This is a genomic window from Alkalicoccus halolimnae, assembly GCF_008014775.2.
In the GTDB taxonomy this organism is placed as follows: Bacteria; Bacillota; Bacilli; order Bacillales; family Salisediminibacteriaceae; genus Alkalicoccus; species Alkalicoccus halolimnae.
On record NZ_CP144914.1, the window covers coordinates 825,099 to 841,858 of the forward strand.

Genomic DNA, 16,760 nt, shown 5'->3' on the forward strand with positions numbered 1-16,760 from the left:
TATTCCCTCCATTAATGACCGGAAGCCTTGCTTAAGCCGCCGATCTTATCCATGAGTTCCCGGCTGCCGCGGTCGAGGCCGGTCACTTCCACGTCGACCCTGCGCTGTTCGTACTTATGCTCGATTTTGTCGATCGCCCCGGCTGCGGAATCGTCCCACAGGTGCGCATTCGACAGGTCGAGGACGACTTTTTTCACGTCCGCCTCAAAGTCGAGGTCCTCGACAAAGTCCTGCACGGACGCAAAAAACAGCTGGCCGTGCACTTCATAGGTGAGCGTGCGTGCTTTCACGTCGAAGTGCTCCTCGACGTTGATCTTGGACAGTTTCCAGGCAAAGAAGATTGCACTTAAAATAATACCAGTGAACACCCCGATTGCCAAGTCGTGCGTGTAGACGACAGTGGACACGACGACGACCATGACGATCGCGTCGGTGCGCGGCAGTTTATGCAGGTTGCGGAGCGACGACCAGTCAAACGTACCGATTGAAACCATGATCATCACCCCGGCAAGCGCCGCCATCGGGATCTGCAGCACGAGGTTGTTCATAAGCAGGATCATCGCCATGAGCACGACACCGGCTGTGAGCGAGGAGAGCCGTCCCGTGCCGCCGGACTTGACGTTAATCACGGACTGGCCGATCATCGCACAGCCGGCCATGCCGCCGAAGAAACCGGTCGTCACGTTGGCAATGCCCTGTCCGCGGCTTTCCTTGTTCTTATCACTTTCCGTATCCGTCATATCATCGACAATGTTCTGTGTTAAGAGCGACTCGAGAATACCGACAATGGCAAGCGCCATAGACGTCGGGAAGATAATCGCGAGCGTCTCGAAGTTCAAAGGGATGTCCGGCAGCAGGAACACCGGCAGCGTACTCGGCAGTGTCCCCATGTCGCCGACGGTGCGCACCCCGAAGTTCATCGTAATCGCAAGGCCGGTGACGACGACAATCGCGACGAGGGTCGACGGGACCGCCCGCGTAAAGCGCGGCAGGATATAAATAATCCCGAGCGTCAGCGCCACGAGCGCGTACATGACCCACGTTTCATCGACAAAATGCTGCAGCTGCGACGTGAAGATGAGGATCGCAAGCGCGTTCACGAAGCCGATCATCACCGAACGCGGCACGAACTTCATGAACTTCGAGAGCCGGAAGACGCCGAAGAGAATCTGCAGCACTCCGGTTAAAATCGTTGCCGCGAGCAGGTACTCGAGCCCGTGCTGGTCGACAAGCGTAATCATCAGGAGCGCCATCGCACCGGTCGCAGCAGAGATCATCCCCGGGCGTCCGCCTATAAACGCGATCACCACCGAAATACAGAAGCTGGCATAGAGCCCGACCATCGGGTCCACCCCGGCAATGATCGAGAAGGCAATCGCCTCGGGGATGAGCGCAAGCGCGACCACAATCCCGGCGAGCAAATCGCCTTTCACGTTAGAGAACCATTCTTTTTTCACTTTTTCCACTGTAGTCAATCCGTGCACCTCTTTCTTTTATAGGAAATTTGTTCTGTTTTCAGGAAAATGGGGAATTTTGCAGGAGCCTGCTGCCGATACCGATCAATCAGCGTAGAGCTGGCTGACGGAGAAAAACAAACGGTGTTTTTCGTTGTTATCAGGCAGTGGCTGCTTCAAAAAGAAAACCCGAATTATCCAATTTGAGAATCCTTCCGTGAAGGACTCAATCCGTAAAGAACAAAAGGATTATATCAACTCAACAAAAAAAAGCAAATCCGGATGTAAGCGTAAGTCATAAGTTGAATACTTTTATATACGCTGATTTACTTCTTTTTACTTGCTTAGTTCTTTTTTGAAAAAAGTTTATAAATGAAACAATTTCATAATGGAAGGCTATCTTATAATAAACGAATAAGGTAGATGACCTCCGGTTCAGACGGACACTTTCCCAAAGGCTTGTCTCCAGCTCTGTCTTTTTACCATAAGCTGAAGTGGACATGGGGCGACTCCGGGGCTATGAAGGACGAGCACCACCCCGCACGACCGCAGGAAGGAAAAAGAGAATCTCATACACGAGAAAAGAAAACGACTCAGATAAAGATTTACAGGAAATTTACATAGTCAATTAATTCTTAAACTTTTCAACATACCTGCTCAATAATGATTTCATATAATCGGAGTATAGAGATAAAAGGAGGGAATAATCAGCTTATGAATATTAAAGCCGTGTTTCTGGATATGGATGGAACCCTGTTAAAAGCAAACAATACGATATCGGAAAGAACAACCCAGGTCATTCACGAATTAACCGAAAGAGGAATTTATGTGTTTCTGGCTACAGGCAGGCATATGGATATCACTATCCCTTACCACCGGCAGCTGCGCTTAAGAACACCGCTTATCTGTTTGAACGGGTCTGCTGTCTATCACGGGTATTCCCTGGATCCGCTGCAGCTGCGTACGATTGCTCCAGATCAAAAACTTCACCGTGCTTTACTAAAAGAAGAAACTAGAAATATCATTCTTCATACGGCAGAAGGACTTTACTGCACGCAGGAAGATGAGATAATAAAAACGTGGATAGAAGAAGGGAAAAGACGACCGCTTCACATCGGTCCGCTTTCTGAAGAGCTGCCCGCTGGCATTTTAAAGTACAGCATCCGCTCTGATAAATTCCTGCACCTTCCCAAACATTTATATAAGAAGCAGTGTGATTTCATCCGCTGGAATGATGGTTTTGAACTTATCCGCAGAAACGTTTCCAAATGGTCCGCTGTTGAATATGCGCTGAATCAATACGGAATAAAAAAAGAAGAGGCAATTTCGTTTGGAGATGGTCCGAATGATTTCGAAATGATCAGAGGCTGCGGCACCGGCGTAGCGATGGGAAATGCAATTGCTCCGCTGAAAAAAGCTGCAGATTTCGTGACGTATCATCACGAGGCAGACGGTATTGCCCGTTTTCTGGAAGAGAAGGTATTAGGTACACCTCTGATAAAGGCATTGTAAAACGGATCTGTTAACGATCGTTCTTATGGTCAAGAGTAGCTGAGGATCTTCCACTGACCGTCCGCCGGCATGTTCAGGTTGATGAACTTACAACTCAAAACTTCGATGCCCGCGCCATAACTATTTGTTATGACGCTTTTTACTATGTTCGATTTAAAACGCTTTTCATTTAACTGCCTTGAAAATAGAACATCAATATATGCTGAACTTCATAATTCGTTTCCGCCTCTGTAAACAACTGCCTTCGATTACATGGAGCAGCGATTTTGCATCAATGGCTCTCGTAGTGTTTAATGTCGTCTATTAATGCGCCTGCGCTTTCCCGAAAGCAGAGCTGCAGCGGAGCTTCCTTTACCAAGTCAGCAGGGAAAGCTTTAAAGGCGTTTATATGTTAGCGGATGTAAGCGGAATCATGCTATGATGAATGGAAGAAAAAGGAGGTGCAGCTGTGGAAAAAACTTTTGAAAATACCATTTTAATAGACGGATACGGAAATAGAGTCCGTTCCCCAGCTATAGCCATCACAGAAGAAGGGACAATTGCCTCCATTAAAGAAGGGGAAGCTGCCACCTGCACGAACTACCTTCTGCCCGGATTTATTGATACTCATATTCACGGGGCAGCAGGGGCAGATGTCATGGACGGAACAGCAGAAGCATTGAAAATAATGCAGCAGGCTCTTCCTAAAGAGGGGACGACAGGTTTTCTGGCTACGACGCTGACAGCGTCACCTGAAGCACTGAATAAAGCACTTACAGAAGCAGCAAAAGCCATAAAAGAATCACGAGGAGGAGCAGGTCTTCTCGGCATTCATCTGGAAGGTCCTTTTATCAATGTAAAGCGGGCAGGAGCGCAGCCGGTTCAATGGGTTCAGCTCCCGGATCGCAATCTTTTCAGGCAGTTTCAGGAAACTTCCGGGAAAAATATACGTATCGTTACATTAGCTCCCGAACTTGCAGGATCCAGCGGTCTGCTTGAAGAAATAAAAAAGAGCGGAGGAATTGCTTCGGCCGGCCATACTGATGCCGGGTTTGCGGAGATGGAAGAAGCTGTCGAAGCCGGTGTTTCCCAGGTTACGCATATGTTTAACGCGATGCGCGGCCTGCACCACCGTGATATCGGCACAGCCGGAGCCGCCCTTCTGAAAGATGAAATTTTTGCAGAGCTGATAGCAGACGGGATTCACGTTTCACCAGCTGCTGTTTCCCTGCTTTATAAAAATAAGGGAGCAGAAAAGGTTCTTCTCATTACCGATGCTATGAGAGCGAAAAGCATGGCGGAAGGGACCTATACGCTCGGCGGAAATAAGGTGCACGTTAAAAACGGCCAGGCCGTACTCGAAGATGGTACTCTCGCAGGAAGTGTGCTGAAAATGAACGAGGCATGCAGAAATATGATGAGCTGGACCGGCTGTTCTATTGAAGAAATTGTTCAGATGAGTGCGGTCAATCCGGCCCGGCGGCTGGGGTTATCAGATAGAAAAGGGCGCCTTTCCGCCGGGATGGATGCTGATTTTACGATAGTTGATGAAGATTGGAATGTGCTGGAGGTTTATATAGGAGGGAAAGCGATTTACAGGAGGGAGGAACAGCATGAGAGTCATTCGGACAGCGGATTATGAGGAAATGAGCCGGGAAGCACTCGTATTTGTTATGGAAAGACTTCCGCACATTCGGGTGCTTGGTCTCGCAACAGGCGGTACACCGCTCCGCTTATATGAAAAATTGATTGAAGCTGTTCATGCAGGCGAAACGACGATGCGCCACGTGCATACAGTCAATCTGGATGAATACGTAGGTCTGGCTGATTCCCACCCGCAGAGTTATCATGCTTTCATGAAAAAAAAGCTGTTTGACCCTCTCAACCTGACTCCGGAACAGACTCACCTCCCCTCAGGCACCGCAGAGGATCCCGAAGAAGAATGCCGCTCCTATGAAAAATTGATCCGGAGTCTGGGAGGGATAGATCTTCAGATGCTCGGCATTGGAGAAAACGGCCACATTGCTTTTAACGAACCGGGAAGTGCGTTTGACGGCAGAACGTCTGTAGTAAAACTGGCTCCTTCCACAAAAAAAGCAAATGCCCGCTTTTTTAAAGGGAATGAATTTGTTCCTGACAGGGCTGTCACGATGGGTATTGGGACGATTTTAGAGGCAGAAGAGATTCTTCTGCTTGCTTCCGGGGAGAGAAAAGCGCAGGCTGTCCGCTGCATGCTCGAGGAAGAACCAGCAGAAACATGCCCGGCTTCCGCGCTGCAGAAACACGGCAGAGTAACCGTTATCGCTGATGAAGAAGCCTTGTCTTTATGCCGCAGCAGATGAGGGATCTTCCACGTATGAACCGCCCGTAAAGAAGGAGGAAAACAAATGAAGCTCTTAACATTCGGGCTTATAACAGCCGCAGTTATTACTTTTCGATCGTGTGATGAACCGCCCCCGTACGAGAACATAGCTCTTTCTCTCCAGGCAGAATACATAAACGGCACGCTTCAGATACAACCTGTCATCATCAATGAAGGCAGCGCAGATGAAACGATCCACTTTAATGAAAGTATTGCCTGGATTTCTGAAGTGAGCAGCGGCGAGGAAAGTTTGTATGGAGGTGAAGAAAAGGATCAGGAAGAGGGCACTCAAATTCTTCTTGAACCGGATGAAGTGTACGAAGGGGACGCGGTAAACCTGGACATCGATCCGGGAACATATACGGTAACGGCAGAAGCCTATTTTTTCCTGAGCGGTGAGGAAGAGGAGGAGCAGCAGCCTTATTATCATGATGTCCGCCAGAATATAGAAATTGAAGGAGGAGAATAAGAACACTGCTGTGCCGGTTGTGACAGCGCTGTCAATAATTAGTTAATTCTCAATAACGTATTGAGTTAAAGTGGAATTTATGGTATTATTTCCAATGTAAATCACTTGAACATGGAAACATCTTCTCGGCCTCGTTCTATAAGCAAGGCAGGAAATGGTTCACGTGCTTCAAATATTTTTAATAAGGAGGCCGTTATTGATGACTACAGGCACAGTAAAATGGTTTAATGCAGAAAAAGGTTTTGGATTCATCGAGCGTGAAGACGGAGACGACGTATTCGTACATTTCTCTGCGATCCAGGCAGAAGGATTCAAAACGCTTGAAGAAGGCCAGAACGTTGAATTTGAAATTGTTGATGGAGACCGCGGACCGCAGGCAGCAAACGTAACAGCTGTATAATCAACTGCCGGTAACCCGGACTTAACAGAAGCACAGAGAGGCTGTCCTGAACCTTTTCAGGGCAGCCTTTTTTCTATAATTGAAGGGGAAAACGTGGTACGATTTTTAGAAAGGAGGGAAAACGATGGTGACGATTAATGATATCGCGACGCGGGCAGGCGTTTCGAGAACTACTGTTTCGAGAGTAATTAACCAGTCAGGATATGTAAGTGAAAAAGCACGTGAAAAAATCCGGCTCGTCATTGAGGAAACCGGCTATGTTCCGAGTGAACATGCGAAGTCGCTGCGCCTGCAGCGGACGAAAGTTGTCGGCGTCATTCTGCCGAAAATCAGTACCGAGACCACGAGCCGGATTGTCGGTGGAATAGATAAAGAGTTGAGCGGGGAAGGCTATCAGATCCTGCTGGCCAATTCCAACCTGGAAATGGCGAAAGAAATTGAACATTTGAAACTGCTGAAAAGCCGACGAGTGGACGGTATTATACTTATCGCTACCAATACAGAGCCGGAACTGCTGGAGACGATTGATTCGCTGAGTGTTCCAATTGTAGCAGTCGGCCAGGACATCCCCGGCATCTCTTCCGTCGTTTACGATGACTACAGGGCAGCAGCGATGCTTACTGAGGAAATTATAAAAAAGGGCCACACCCGCATCGCTTTTATCGGGGTGGAGAAATCTGATTACGCAGTCGGTGTTGTTCGAAAAAAGGCCTTTTTGGAAACGATGGAGAAGTACCATCTTCCCGTGAAAGATGAATGGGTCCAGACAGCCACATTCAGCATAGCTGCCGGAGAAGAAGCTGCAGAAGCAATACTGAAAACAGAGCAGGAAGTACCAACAGCTATTTTTGCTGTTACAGACCGGCTGGCGGTCGGTGCCATGCAGACGCTGCGGAGGAAAAATTACCGTCTGCCGGAAGACATGGCGGTTGTCGGAATGGGAGCTTCGGACATGTCAGCCTATATAACGCCTGCGCTGACGACTGTTGACTATCATTATGAAGCAGCCGGCAGGGAAGCCTCACGAATGCTTCTGCAGACTCTAAAAAAAGGTGAAAAGAAAGTCGAAAAATCCCGAATGAAGTATAGACTTTTAGAAAGGAATAGTTTATCATAGTGTTGAAATCGATTACACAGTGATATTCTCTCTTTTTGAACAATGTGGAATCGATCACACACCGTCGTTTTTGTCATCACAGACTGATAATCAGAAAGGGGTATGATTATGGCAGATGAAAATCGTCAGATAGCAGAAGAGCTGATCGAAGCTGTCGGCGGCCAGGAAAACATTTCCTCTGTAGCCCACTGCGCCACGAGGCTTCGGATCATGGTTAAAGACCGTGAAAAAATTGACCAGCCGCGCGTGGAGGAACTCGACAAAGTAAAAGGTGCTTTTTACAATGCCGGTCAGTTTCAGGTTATTTTCGGCACGGGTACTGTAAACCGCATTCACGAACAGGTCGTTGCATTAGGCGTATCGGAATCATCAAAATCCGAACAAAAAGAAGAAACAAAAAACCAGGGTAATGCAATTCAGAGACTGCTGCGTACCTTCGGTGATATTTTCGTACCGATTATTCCTGTTCTTGTTGCTACTGGTCTCTTTATGGGACTTCGCGGACTTATAACTAATCTCATGCCCGGAGCCCTTCCTGAAAACTTCATATTATACACGCAGGTTTTAACTGATACCGCCTTTGCTTTCCTGCCGGCATTAATCGCCTGGTCAGCTTTCCGGGTATTCGGAGGAAGCCCGGTTATTGGTATCGTACTTGGACTTATGCTCGTTAATCCGGCTCTGCCGAACGCTTATGATGTAGGTTCCGGAGATGCGGATCCGATTATGTTTTTAGGATTTATTCCTGTCATTGGTTATCAAGGCTCGGTTCTGCCGGCTTTCATTGCCGGTTACTTCGGGGCGAAGCTCGAAAAGTGGCTCCGCCAGCGAGTCCCGGAAGCACTGGATCTGATTTTAACTCCATTCCTCACGCTGCTTATTATGATTACAGCAGCCCTGTTTTTCCTCGGCCCGATTTTCTCTGCCGTAGAATCAGGAATAATGGTTGGAGCAACTTTTGTACTTGAACTGCCATTCGGTCTCAGCGGGTTAATTATCGGGGGGCTGCACCAGGTTATCGTTATTACCGGTGTCCACCACATATTCAACCTCTTTGAGATTCAACTGCTTGCAGAAGACGGCTTGAACCCGTTCAACGCGCTTATCACTGCCGGCATCGCAGCACAAGGCGGGGCGGCTCTAGCAGTTGGTCTGAAGACAAAGTCAAAAAAGCTGAAAACACTTGCACTGCCATCTTCTCTATCTGCCTTTTTAGGTATTACCGAACCGGCTATCTTCGGTGTTAACCTCCGGTACATTAAACCGTTTGCAATGGCACTGATCGGCGGTGCAGCAGGTGGATTTTTCGCAGCGCTGTTTAATCTGCAGGCAACAGGTATGGCGATTACCGTCATTCCCGGAACGCTTCTGTACGTAGACAGCCTCTTATCCGTTGCGCTTTACGCCCTGACAAACATTATTGCAGCAGGCGTAGCATTTGCACTTACCTGGACGGTCGGTTTCTCTGACGATATGCTTGATAAATAAGGTACAGCTCTGGGTTTCGGAATGTTTTCCGGCTCCCGGAGTTTTTTTATTTTTCCACGAATGCTTAGCGTTCACCCTCGACTGATAAATTCCCCGTTGAAGACCTTTATGGAGTTTGGTATATTTATAAATAGTTTTCATTAAAAATACGGAGGTTATTTTATGTCGTCAGCAGATAAATCGCAAAAAGACCAGCAGAATACGGAAACAGAGGAAAAAGACACTCCTCCTTCAAAAAAAAGATTTTTAACATGTTCCCTTCTTGGTATTCTCCTTTTTCTTGTGCCTGTTCCTTTTGACGGAAGCATTACGATCGGGGTCGGAATACTTGCAGAATCACTCCAGAGTGCATTTGGAGCATATATCCCGGGATTTATGACAATCGTGATTGCTGTTTCTGCGGGAGGAGCTCTGGCCGTATCGATATTTCAGCCTGCCTGGGTGCTTCGTAATGAAGCACTGAGCAGTCTGTTCTTCATTTCAAAAGCCTGGCTTATCGTAAGAATTATCGGTACAATTTTTGCCGTCATGACCTTATTTCAATTCGGTCCGGGAGTCATTACAGCAGATTTCACTGGTGGTACCGTCCTTAATGACCTCGTGCCTGTATTAATGGCCTGGTTCTTATTCGCAGCGCTGTTTATGCCGCTGCTTCTTTCTTTTGGCCTGATGGATTTCATCGGGACAGTGCTGCGTAAGTTTATGCAGCCGGTGTTTAAACTGCCCGGCCGATCCGCTATTGATGCGACAGCTTCCTGGATGGGGGCAGGACCTGTCGGGGTGCTGATTACGACGCAGCAGTTTGAACAGGGCTATTATACAAAGAGGGAAGCATCGGTTATCGCAACGAACTTCTCTATTGCTTCTATTGCATTTAGTCTCGTCATTATCAGTTTTATCGGGCTTGACGCTTACTTTGTTCCGTTTTATTTAACGGTGACGCTTGCCGTTGTTGTGGCAGCAATTATTATGCCGAGAATACCGCCGCTTTCTTTGAAAAAAGATGAATACCACGGTCCTGCCGGAAAACAAATTGATGAAGTGGTCCCGGAAAACGAATCAACATTTTCTTTTGGTATTAGAAAAGCAGTTGAAAAAGCGAACAGTGTGAAAAGCATGAAACATGTTATGATAAGAGGGTTGACCAATGTAATGGATATGTGGCTCGGCCTCATTCCAATCGTTATGGCACTCGGAACTGTTGCATTAATACTGGCTGAATTTACGCCTGTATTTGTCTGGCTTTCTGCACCCATTGTGCCTCTTCTTCAGCTGCTCCAGCTTCCGGAAGCAGCCCAGGCAGCCCCGGCGATGATCGTAGGCTTTGCGGATATGTTCCTTCCGGCAGTAATCGGAAGCAGTATTGAAAGCGAGCTTACCCGATTTGTTATTGCCGGAGTTTCAATTACGCAGCTTGTATACATGTCAGAGATTGGTGTATTGATAATGCGTTCCAAAATTCCACTTAGCTTCTGGGAGCTTGCCGTGATTTTTATCCAGCGTACGCTTATTACACTGCCAATCATCGCCGGAGTTGCTCATTTAATATTTTAATCACCTGAATCAATTTCATACTATACTTTTCAAGTTATTTTAACGAACATGTTATCAGTTTATAATGTGAATATTCGTATATAAAATCGAATGATTGAAACGGCAGACGGCGGCTCCGGCGGGATGAAGACGAGCCCGCGGAAAGCGTCCGTCTGAAGTGGAAATCATTCACCATGTTCGTAAATCCCTTTCTAATAGCGACTTATGAAATTGATTCACCTGATAAATTAATTTATGTTTGTAATGAAATAAATAGATAGAAGGAGGTATTCTACATGACATCCAATGTTGATTCCCTGATGAAACGAATGGGAGAACGTCTTGCTCCAAGTATGGCAAAAGACCACCCGAACCTTCCCGTAATAAAAGAAGAAGGATGCTATTACTACGGAACGGACGGACGCACCTATCTGGATTTCTCTTCCGGAATCGCCGTCACCAATACAGGTCACAGACACCCGAAAGTCGTTGAAGCGATCAAACGAGGAGCTGATTCCCTCACACACGGACCTTCCGGGGTTATTATGTATGAGTCCATTCTCTCTTTAGCGGATAAACTCGCCGAAATCATGCCCGGAGACATTGACTGCTTCTTTTTCGGAAACAGCGGTACAGAAGCGGTCGAAGGTGCATTGAAGCTGGCGAAGTATGTCACCGAACGTACTGCAGTAGTCTCGTTTAACGGCGGGTTCCATGGAAGAACGTTTGGGGCTATGGGAGTAAGTACTTCCAAAAGTAAATACCGTAAACATATGCAGCCGCAGATGAATGCCTATACTGTTCCTTATGCGGATCCTTCTTTGTCTTCCGAAGAAAATGAAGCAAAGCTGGAGAAGGATTTCGAGAATTTATTTGAGCATCAAATTACCCCTGAAGAAGTGGCCTGCATGATCGTAGAGCCTATTCTTGGAGAAGGGGGCTACATTGTCCCGCCGGCATCCTGGCTTCAAAAAATAAGAGAAGTATGTACACAGCATGGTATTCTGCTGATTTTTGATGAAGTTCAGACGGGATTCGGCAGAACAGGAGACTGGTTTGCTGCGCAGACCTTCGGAGTGAATCCGGATATTATGGCAGTTGCGAAAGGGATTGCGTCCGGCATGCCGCTTGGAGCGACTGCTGCCAGCAAGGAACTGATGCAGAAATGGCCGCTCGGCACTCATGCTACAACGTTTGGCGGGAATCCTATTGCCTGCGAAGCAGGACTGGCTACGATAGAAGTGCTAAAAGAAGAAAAACTGCCTGAAAATGCGGCAGCGATGGGAAAATATGCAAAAGAAGAGCTTGAAAAAATGAAACAAAATCACCCGACTCTCGGCACCATCCGCGGGCAGGGACTGATGATCGGCATTGAAATTATTAACCCCGAGACCGGCGAAGCTGACGGGGGAGGGCTGATGGAAGTTCTCGATCTCGCTCTTGCCGAAGGTGTCCTGTTTTATTTCTGTGGAAATAAAACGGAGGTCATGCGGATGATTCCGCCATTAATCGTTACGAAGGAGCAGGTTGATGAAGGTCTGGAAAAACTGGATCGTGCTCTTACCATTTTCGAAAAGAAATAATACTTTCTAGGTTATAGGATGAATTTTATAGGAAAGGAATTCGTTAACATGGAAGCAGAGAACTTTAAAGTGACACCCGAAAAACTGCAGGGCAGGACAGTGGAAGATGCTGCCATTACTGCTGATGCCGTAGTAATTAAATTTACTGATGGTACGTTTCTGGATGTGTATCTCGATAAGTCCGGACCAACATTGAAAACATCAACAAACAAGCTGGAAGGCAAAAACTTGTAATATAAGCAAAAAAGGCTGGCCCGGTCGATAATGTTCGACATGGGCCAGCCTTTTTTTTTATAGCTGTGTTAAAGTCTGTTTGTTGATACATGTAGAAAACTCCGCTCCAACCCGGCAGGCCCACCAATAACAACACGGAGCTTTAACAGAGACACTCATGCAGAAGCCTTGCACCATGAGGCATGAAAATGGCTTTCTTTGGGAATGGATCCCCCATCTATACAGGTGGAATCAATGATATCCAGAAGAGGTCTTCTTTATTAAAGATAGACCTCCTGTTCTGTCTTTTTTACCGTAAGCTGCAGTGGACATGGGGCGGCTCCGGGGCGATGAAGGACGAGCCGAAGATCCATTCCGTCCGACCGCAGGGAGGACGGGATTAGCTGAGGCCGGCCCGCCCGGAAAGCGTCCCATGGAAACGAAAGCGCATGTTTATCTACTTAATTTTCAAGGTAGCCTTTTTAAAAGGAATGCTTATTTTCGTTTCTTTTTATCAGTTTCATTATCTTCGTCCTTCAGCTGTTCTTCAAGGTCGTCACGAAGATCATTGTAAATTTTATCCTTAAACTCTTCGTAAACTTCTTCTTTAATATCGTCATAAACTTCATCTTTCACCTGTTCGTAAACTTCCTCTTTCATCTCCTCATATACATCTTCGCTGATGTATTCTTCCCGGAGGTTTTCTTTCATATCTTCTCTTATATCTTCCCTTACATCTTCACGGACATCATCATAGACGTTATCTTTCATACCGCCGTAAACTTCATCTTTCACACGGCGGCGTTCCTGTTTTCGTCCCCTCAGCTTTTCAATCTGTAAATCTTTCGTCATCATAATCAGCAGGGAAAACAGCATGACAATCATAATGACGGCAAAAGGGAGCGCCGCAACAATGGAGGCGGTCTGAAGGCCCTCCAGTCCACCGCTGAGCAGAAGCACGCTGGCTGTACCGGCAATGAGAAAGCCCCAGATAACTTTAATGGAAAGCTTTGGACTCAGGCTGCCACTGCTCGTCATAGCTCCAAGCACGTAGGAGGCAGAGTCGGCAGAAGTGATAAAGAAAATAATAATCAGAAAGACGGCGAGTGTACTCGTTATGCCAGCCAGCGGGAGTTCACCAAGGGTGGCAAACAGGGCCAGCTCCACTTCTTCCATAACGAGATCACCAATGACATCGTTTCCTCCAATAATCAGATCAAGCGCTGTTCCGCCGAAAGCTGTAAACCATAGGGCAGCCAGCAGGGACGGAACGATCAATACGCCGGCGACGAATTCGCGGATCGAACGTCCACGTGAAATACGGGCGATGAAAATTCCCATAAACGGAGCCCAGGAAATGTGCCAGGCCCAGAAGAAAATGGTGTTATTTCCGAGCCATTCTCCGTCTCCGAATGGATCAAGGTCGAGGCTCATCGTCACCACGTTGGATATATAGCCCCCGATAGTCGTTACAAAACTCTGCGCTATAAAGAGCGTTGGCCCGACGATAATAACAAATACGAGAAGCAGACCGGCAATGACGAGGTTAATGGAACTGAGAATTTTAATCCCTTTATTAACACCGGTAGCTGCAGAAAAGATAAATAAACAAGTGACAATAAAAATGATCGACATCTGGGTAAAGGCGTTGTTTTGAATTCCGTCAAATAAGTAGGACATACCGCCGGAAATCTGCAGTGCACTAAGACCAAACGTCGTCGCTACCCCGGTGGAAGTTGCCAGTACAGCGAGAGTATCTATCCCTTTGCCGAAAGCTCCGTAGGCACGGTCACCTAAAATAGGCTGAAAAGCAGAGCTTATCAGAGCAGGCTGATCCTTGCGGAATTGAACGTAAGCGAGTGTCAGCGCAACGAGGGAAAAAATCGCCCATGGATGCAGAGCCCAGTGAAACACGCCGTACCGCAGTCCTGCCGAAGCCTGGGTGGATTCACCGGTACCGACGTAATCCGGATGGGGATCAAAGAAATAAAGGACAGGTTCGGCCACTCCCCAGAAAACAAAGCCGACCCCGATTCCGGCAGCGAACAGCATGCCGAGCCATTGGAAGAAGTTGAATTCCGGTCTTTCATCCGGCTTACCAAGTTTTAATTTACCGAATGGACTTACAGCCAAAAAGAGTATAAAAGCAATAAAGAAAGCTGTTGAAAGCATGTAAAACCAACCGAAATTGTTAAGGGTGAAGGCAAGCCCCTCACTTGAACGGGCTGCCAGCGAGTCAGGGCCGAAGAAACCCCACACGACAAAAGCCGCAACCAATGGTGCTGAAATAAAAAACACAATACTTGGTTTTTTTGTTTCATACTCATACTGGCTCATAAATGTTTTTGCATCCGCGTATATTTATAGAAATGCGGACACTTCCCCCCTTCGTTATGTAATTTATCACTCTTCCTATACGGCTTTGTAAACGAAGATTGCTGAATTAAAATAATCCCATCATTTTACTGATCATCGTGGTACTGCGGCTTTGAATGGAATCAGCAGGACTCATCCAAAAATGGTCCGGAGAGATAGTTATCATGAGAGCGGGCGAAGATAAAACACGAGGGGGACGGGAAATTCTTTAATTTCAACAGGAAACAAAGCTTTGTACTAATTAAAGAATCAGTGCTTATCTTACTTTTTAATTCCCTTGATGTCTACCGGGGAAACACTTTTTTACAGAATAATATTTTTTAAAATCTTAAAAATAAAAATGAAGAAAAGAAGGAATCTTCTGCCCGGATAACAAAGTAGTGAAAGACACTATTGAAAAGGAGTATGAAGATGGCAGAATTTGAAGACTTTTTAAAATTAGATATGAGAATTGGAACGATCCGGGAGGCAGAGAGACTGGAAGGAGCGCGGGTTCCTGCTTTTAAACTGAAAATTAATTTTGGAGAAGAAATCGGAATCAAGCAGTCAAGCGCTCAGATTACGAAAAGGTATGAAGCAAAGCAGCTGATCGGAAAGCAGGTCGCGGCAGTAGTGAATTTTCCGCCGCGAAAAATTGCCGGATTCTCCTCAGAAGTGCTGGTACTCGGAGGAATGCCCGGCGAAGGGGATGTCGTGCTTCTTAAAACGGACGAACCTCTCCCGAACGGGACGAAAATAGGGTAATGAAAACGAGCTGTCCGATAAGCACAGAGCACAGGGGCACGGCTTCGCACGGACAAAAAACCTGATAGACAAATACTCGTCTAACAGGCTTTTCAGCACCTTGTCCGGCTCCGCGTGTGCTTTCCAGGCTGTCTCGATATTCCTTTTGAGACAGCCTTTTTTTAATGTTCAGACCAGCCGTGGAAAATGGGTCCATGACCGGACAGACCAAGGCTGGTGATTCGCCAGACCGGCTTTAAAGACCATTATCTGAGATTTCATTTACGATTTTCCGCTCATTTATGAGCCCGGATCAGGTTCTGTTATCGTGAAATTCTCAGAATCAAAAAGCGTGTCTTCTATATAGACATCGACCCGATACCGGCCGGTGTCCGTTGCCGGGTCTTCAGCATCAAGAATTTCGAGAGAGAGTTTATCTCCCGTAAAAAAAGAAACTGTCTCTTCCCTCACAGAAATCCATTCCCCGGAATAATCATAATAAAGCTCGAACGTCAGGGACTGCTCGCCTATGAGATCACCTGTGTAAAACATGCTGATTCCAGTTTCATACTTTTCAAAAGCGGGATCGTTGGCAACATCGACTATTCCCTCGGGAGAAGGCTCATTGTCGCTGTAAACATAAACTCCATTTTCAAGCGGCGGGTTGTAGACCCACTGCTCGGCAGCCGCACCCGGATATGCGAGAAGAGCAGCGCATAAAACAGGTACAAGAACTCCTGTGACGAGATTAAAACCTGATTTATTAAATAATGGAGGGAGGATTTGTTTTCCTTCATGATGCTCCACAATACGTTTTATTTTCTGTGCGTACCATGCGTTGCCCAGCAGCCCAAAAATCGTGTGAATGATCAAGAAGGGCATAAGCTGAAGCAGCAGGGTGGGGGAAGCGTCTGCTCCGAGACCGAGCAGAGCTGGAAAAAAAGACTCTGCCGTTAAAACGGCGACGAAGAATAGAAAGTAGATAAAGCTCCACCCGTACATGTGGCGGGAGGAAGCCCAGAAAGGGGCGAGCAAAAAAGCGGCTCCGTTCCATCCGGAAAAAGCAGCGGGTTTTTTCCACTTCTTCCACTTTTTCTGATAGTAGTCTGCATTTCTCCCAATGTATGATGCTGCCTTTGCAGTAAGTATAGATTCCATGTTATAACTCCCTTTAACTTTCATAAATGCATAATCATCATTTAGTGTAGCAGAAAAAATCAGTCATCATAAGGGAATAGACTTTTCATTTTCAAGGGTTCTGTGAACAGAAAAGCTCTCCTCTTCTCTCTAAAATGGAGGGAGAGCGGGGTTAGCTGAGGCCGGGCCTGCCCGGAAAGCGTCCCCATGGAAACGAAAGCGCACGTTTATTGCTTATCTACTTTATTTTAAAGCTCTGTTAAAGCATTCTGTTGTTGATATATGTAAGAAAACTTTGCTTCAACTGACCTGCCGTGTAGGAGCTTTCCAACTTACGATTACAGAAGGTAACTTTACTTTAAAAGTTGGTGGGCCAGGCTTAAACGAAAGAAGTTTTAAGGGTTAAATTAGCTT

15 protein-coding genes are annotated in these 16,760 nt (G+C 46.7%); 12 read left to right on the forward strand and 3 right to left on the reverse strand.

What is annotated here, in order from left to right; all coding sequences use genetic code 11:
- Positions 1-11: 11 nt before the first annotated feature.
- Positions 12-1,475: a SulP family inorganic anion transporter gene (locus FTX54_RS03660; protein WP_147804428.1), complete on the reverse strand. Its 1,464-nt coding sequence runs from the start codon at positions 1,473-1,475 to the stop codon at positions 12-14.
- Positions 1,476-2,168: 693 nt separating this feature from the next.
- Here FTX54_RS03660 and FTX54_RS03665 point away from each other — a divergent pair.
- From FTX54_RS03665 to FTX54_RS03715, 11 genes are all read left to right on the forward strand, one after another.
- On the forward strand, positions 2,169-2,966 hold the full coding sequence (locus FTX54_RS03665) for an HAD family hydrolase (RefSeq protein ID WP_187254610.1): 798 nt from the start codon (positions 2,169-2,171) through the stop codon (positions 2,964-2,966).
- Positions 2,967-3,414: 448 nt separating this feature from the next.
- Positions 3,415-4,587 carry an N-acetylglucosamine-6-phosphate deacetylase gene (gene nagA, locus FTX54_RS03670; protein WP_246125655.1) on the forward strand — a complete coding sequence of 391 codons (1,173 nt, stop codon included), beginning with the start codon at positions 3,415-3,417 and terminating at the stop codon, positions 4,585-4,587.
- Positions 4,559-5,287: a glucosamine-6-phosphate deaminase gene (gene nagB, locus FTX54_RS03675; protein ID WP_147804431.1), complete on the forward strand. Its 729-nt coding sequence runs from the start codon at positions 4,559-4,561 to the stop codon at positions 5,285-5,287. Before nagA ends, nagB begins: the two co-directional genes overlap by 29 nt.
- Positions 5,288-5,332: 45 nt before the next feature.
- A complete protein-coding gene (locus FTX54_RS03680) occupies positions 5,333-5,776 on the forward strand; it encodes a hypothetical protein (RefSeq protein ID WP_147804432.1) in 444 nt (147 codons plus the stop codon).
- A gap of 199 nt (positions 5,777-5,975) precedes the next feature.
- Positions 5,976-6,176 (forward strand): cold-shock protein, encoded by a 201-nt coding sequence (locus tag FTX54_RS03685; RefSeq protein WP_147804433.1) that lies wholly within the window; start codon positions 5,976-5,978, stop codon positions 6,174-6,176.
- Positions 6,177-6,300: 124 nt separating this feature from the next.
- Positions 6,301-7,293 carry a LacI family DNA-binding transcriptional regulator gene (locus tag FTX54_RS03690; RefSeq protein WP_147804434.1) on the forward strand — a complete coding sequence of 331 codons (993 nt, stop codon included), beginning with the start codon at positions 6,301-6,303 and terminating at the stop codon, positions 7,291-7,293.
- A 108-nt stretch (positions 7,294-7,401) separates the two neighbouring features.
- A complete protein-coding gene (locus tag FTX54_RS03695; RefSeq protein ID WP_147804435.1) occupies positions 7,402-8,781 on the forward strand; it encodes a sucrose-specific PTS transporter subunit IIBC in 1,380 nt (459 codons plus the stop codon).
- A 162-nt stretch (positions 8,782-8,943) separates the two neighbouring features.
- On the forward strand, positions 8,944-10,335 hold the full coding sequence (locus FTX54_RS03700) for a YjiH family protein (RefSeq protein WP_147804436.1): 1,392 nt from the start codon (positions 8,944-8,946) through the stop codon (positions 10,333-10,335).
- Between the two features lie 275 nt (positions 10,336-10,610).
- Positions 10,611-11,897 (forward strand): aspartate aminotransferase family protein, encoded by a 1,287-nt coding sequence (locus FTX54_RS03705; protein WP_147804437.1) that lies wholly within the window; start codon positions 10,611-10,613, stop codon positions 11,895-11,897.
- A 48-nt stretch (positions 11,898-11,945) separates the two neighbouring features.
- Positions 11,946-12,131, forward strand: coding sequence for a hypothetical protein (locus FTX54_RS03710; RefSeq protein WP_147804508.1), 186 nt, complete (start codon positions 11,946-11,948; stop codon positions 12,129-12,131).
- 188 nt (positions 12,132-12,319) lie between these two features.
- Positions 12,320-12,514: a hypothetical protein gene (locus FTX54_RS03715; RefSeq protein WP_187254611.1), complete on the forward strand. Its 195-nt coding sequence runs from the start codon at positions 12,320-12,322 to the stop codon at positions 12,512-12,514.
- 91 nt (positions 12,515-12,605) lie between these two features.
- Here FTX54_RS03715 and FTX54_RS03720 read toward each other — a convergent pair whose 3' ends face one another.
- Entirely contained in the window at positions 12,606-14,447 is a 1,842-nt protein-coding gene (locus tag FTX54_RS03720) for a BCCT family transporter (protein ID WP_147804439.1), read from the reverse strand.
- Between the two features lie 450 nt (positions 14,448-14,897).
- Here FTX54_RS03720 and csaA point away from each other — a divergent pair, with 450 nt between their 5' ends.
- A complete protein-coding gene (gene csaA / locus FTX54_RS03725; protein ID WP_147804440.1) occupies positions 14,898-15,230 on the forward strand; it encodes a chaperone CsaA in 333 nt (110 codons plus the stop codon).
- A 279-nt stretch (positions 15,231-15,509) separates the two neighbouring features.
- Here the strand turns inward: csaA and FTX54_RS03730 are convergent, their stop codons facing one another.
- Positions 15,510-16,367 carry a DUF2628 domain-containing protein gene (locus FTX54_RS03730; protein WP_187254612.1) on the reverse strand — a complete coding sequence of 286 codons (858 nt, stop codon included), beginning with the start codon at positions 16,365-16,367 and terminating at the stop codon, positions 15,510-15,512.
- Between the last annotated feature and the right edge of the window lie 393 nt (positions 16,368-16,760).

Excerpts from the sequence above, each read along its gene's own strand:
- FTX54_RS03665 (WP_187254610.1), top strand. The coding sequence starts at position 2,169 with ATGAATATTAAAGCCGTGTTTCTGGATATGGATGGAACCCTGTTAAAA.
- nagB (WP_147804431.1), top strand. The coding sequence starts at position 4,559 with ATGAGAGTCATTCGGACAGCGGATTATGAGGAAATGAGCCGGGAAGCA.
- FTX54_RS03680 (WP_147804432.1), top strand. The coding sequence starts at position 5,333 with ATGAAGCTCTTAACATTCGGGCTTATAACAGCCGCAGTTATTACTTTT.
- FTX54_RS03685 (WP_147804433.1), top strand. The coding sequence starts at position 5,976 with ATGACTACAGGCACAGTAAAATGGTTTAATGCAGAAAAAGGTTTTGGA.
- FTX54_RS03690 (WP_147804434.1), top strand. The coding sequence starts at position 6,301 with ATGGTGACGATTAATGATATCGCGACGCGGGCAGGCGTTTCGAGAACT.
- FTX54_RS03695 (WP_147804435.1), top strand. The coding sequence starts at position 7,402 with ATGGCAGATGAAAATCGTCAGATAGCAGAAGAGCTGATCGAAGCTGTC.
- FTX54_RS03700 (WP_147804436.1), top strand. The coding sequence starts at position 8,944 with ATGTCGTCAGCAGATAAATCGCAAAAAGACCAGCAGAATACGGAAACA.
- FTX54_RS03705 (WP_147804437.1), top strand. The coding sequence starts at position 10,611 with ATGACATCCAATGTTGATTCCCTGATGAAACGAATGGGAGAACGTCTT.
- FTX54_RS03710 (WP_147804508.1), top strand. The coding sequence starts at position 11,946 with ATGGAAGCAGAGAACTTTAAAGTGACACCCGAAAAACTGCAGGGCAGG.
- FTX54_RS03715 (WP_187254611.1), top strand. The coding sequence starts at position 12,320 with ATGGCTTTCTTTGGGAATGGATCCCCCATCTATACAGGTGGAATCAAT.
- FTX54_RS03720 (WP_147804439.1), bottom strand. The coding sequence starts at position 14,447 with ATGAGCCAGTATGAGTATGAAACAAAAAAACCAAGTATTGTGTTTTTT.
- csaA (WP_147804440.1), top strand. The coding sequence starts at position 14,898 with ATGGCAGAATTTGAAGACTTTTTAAAATTAGATATGAGAATTGGAACG.
- FTX54_RS03730 (WP_187254612.1), bottom strand. The coding sequence starts at position 16,367 with ATGGAATCTATACTTACTGCAAAGGCAGCATCATACATTGGGAGAAAT.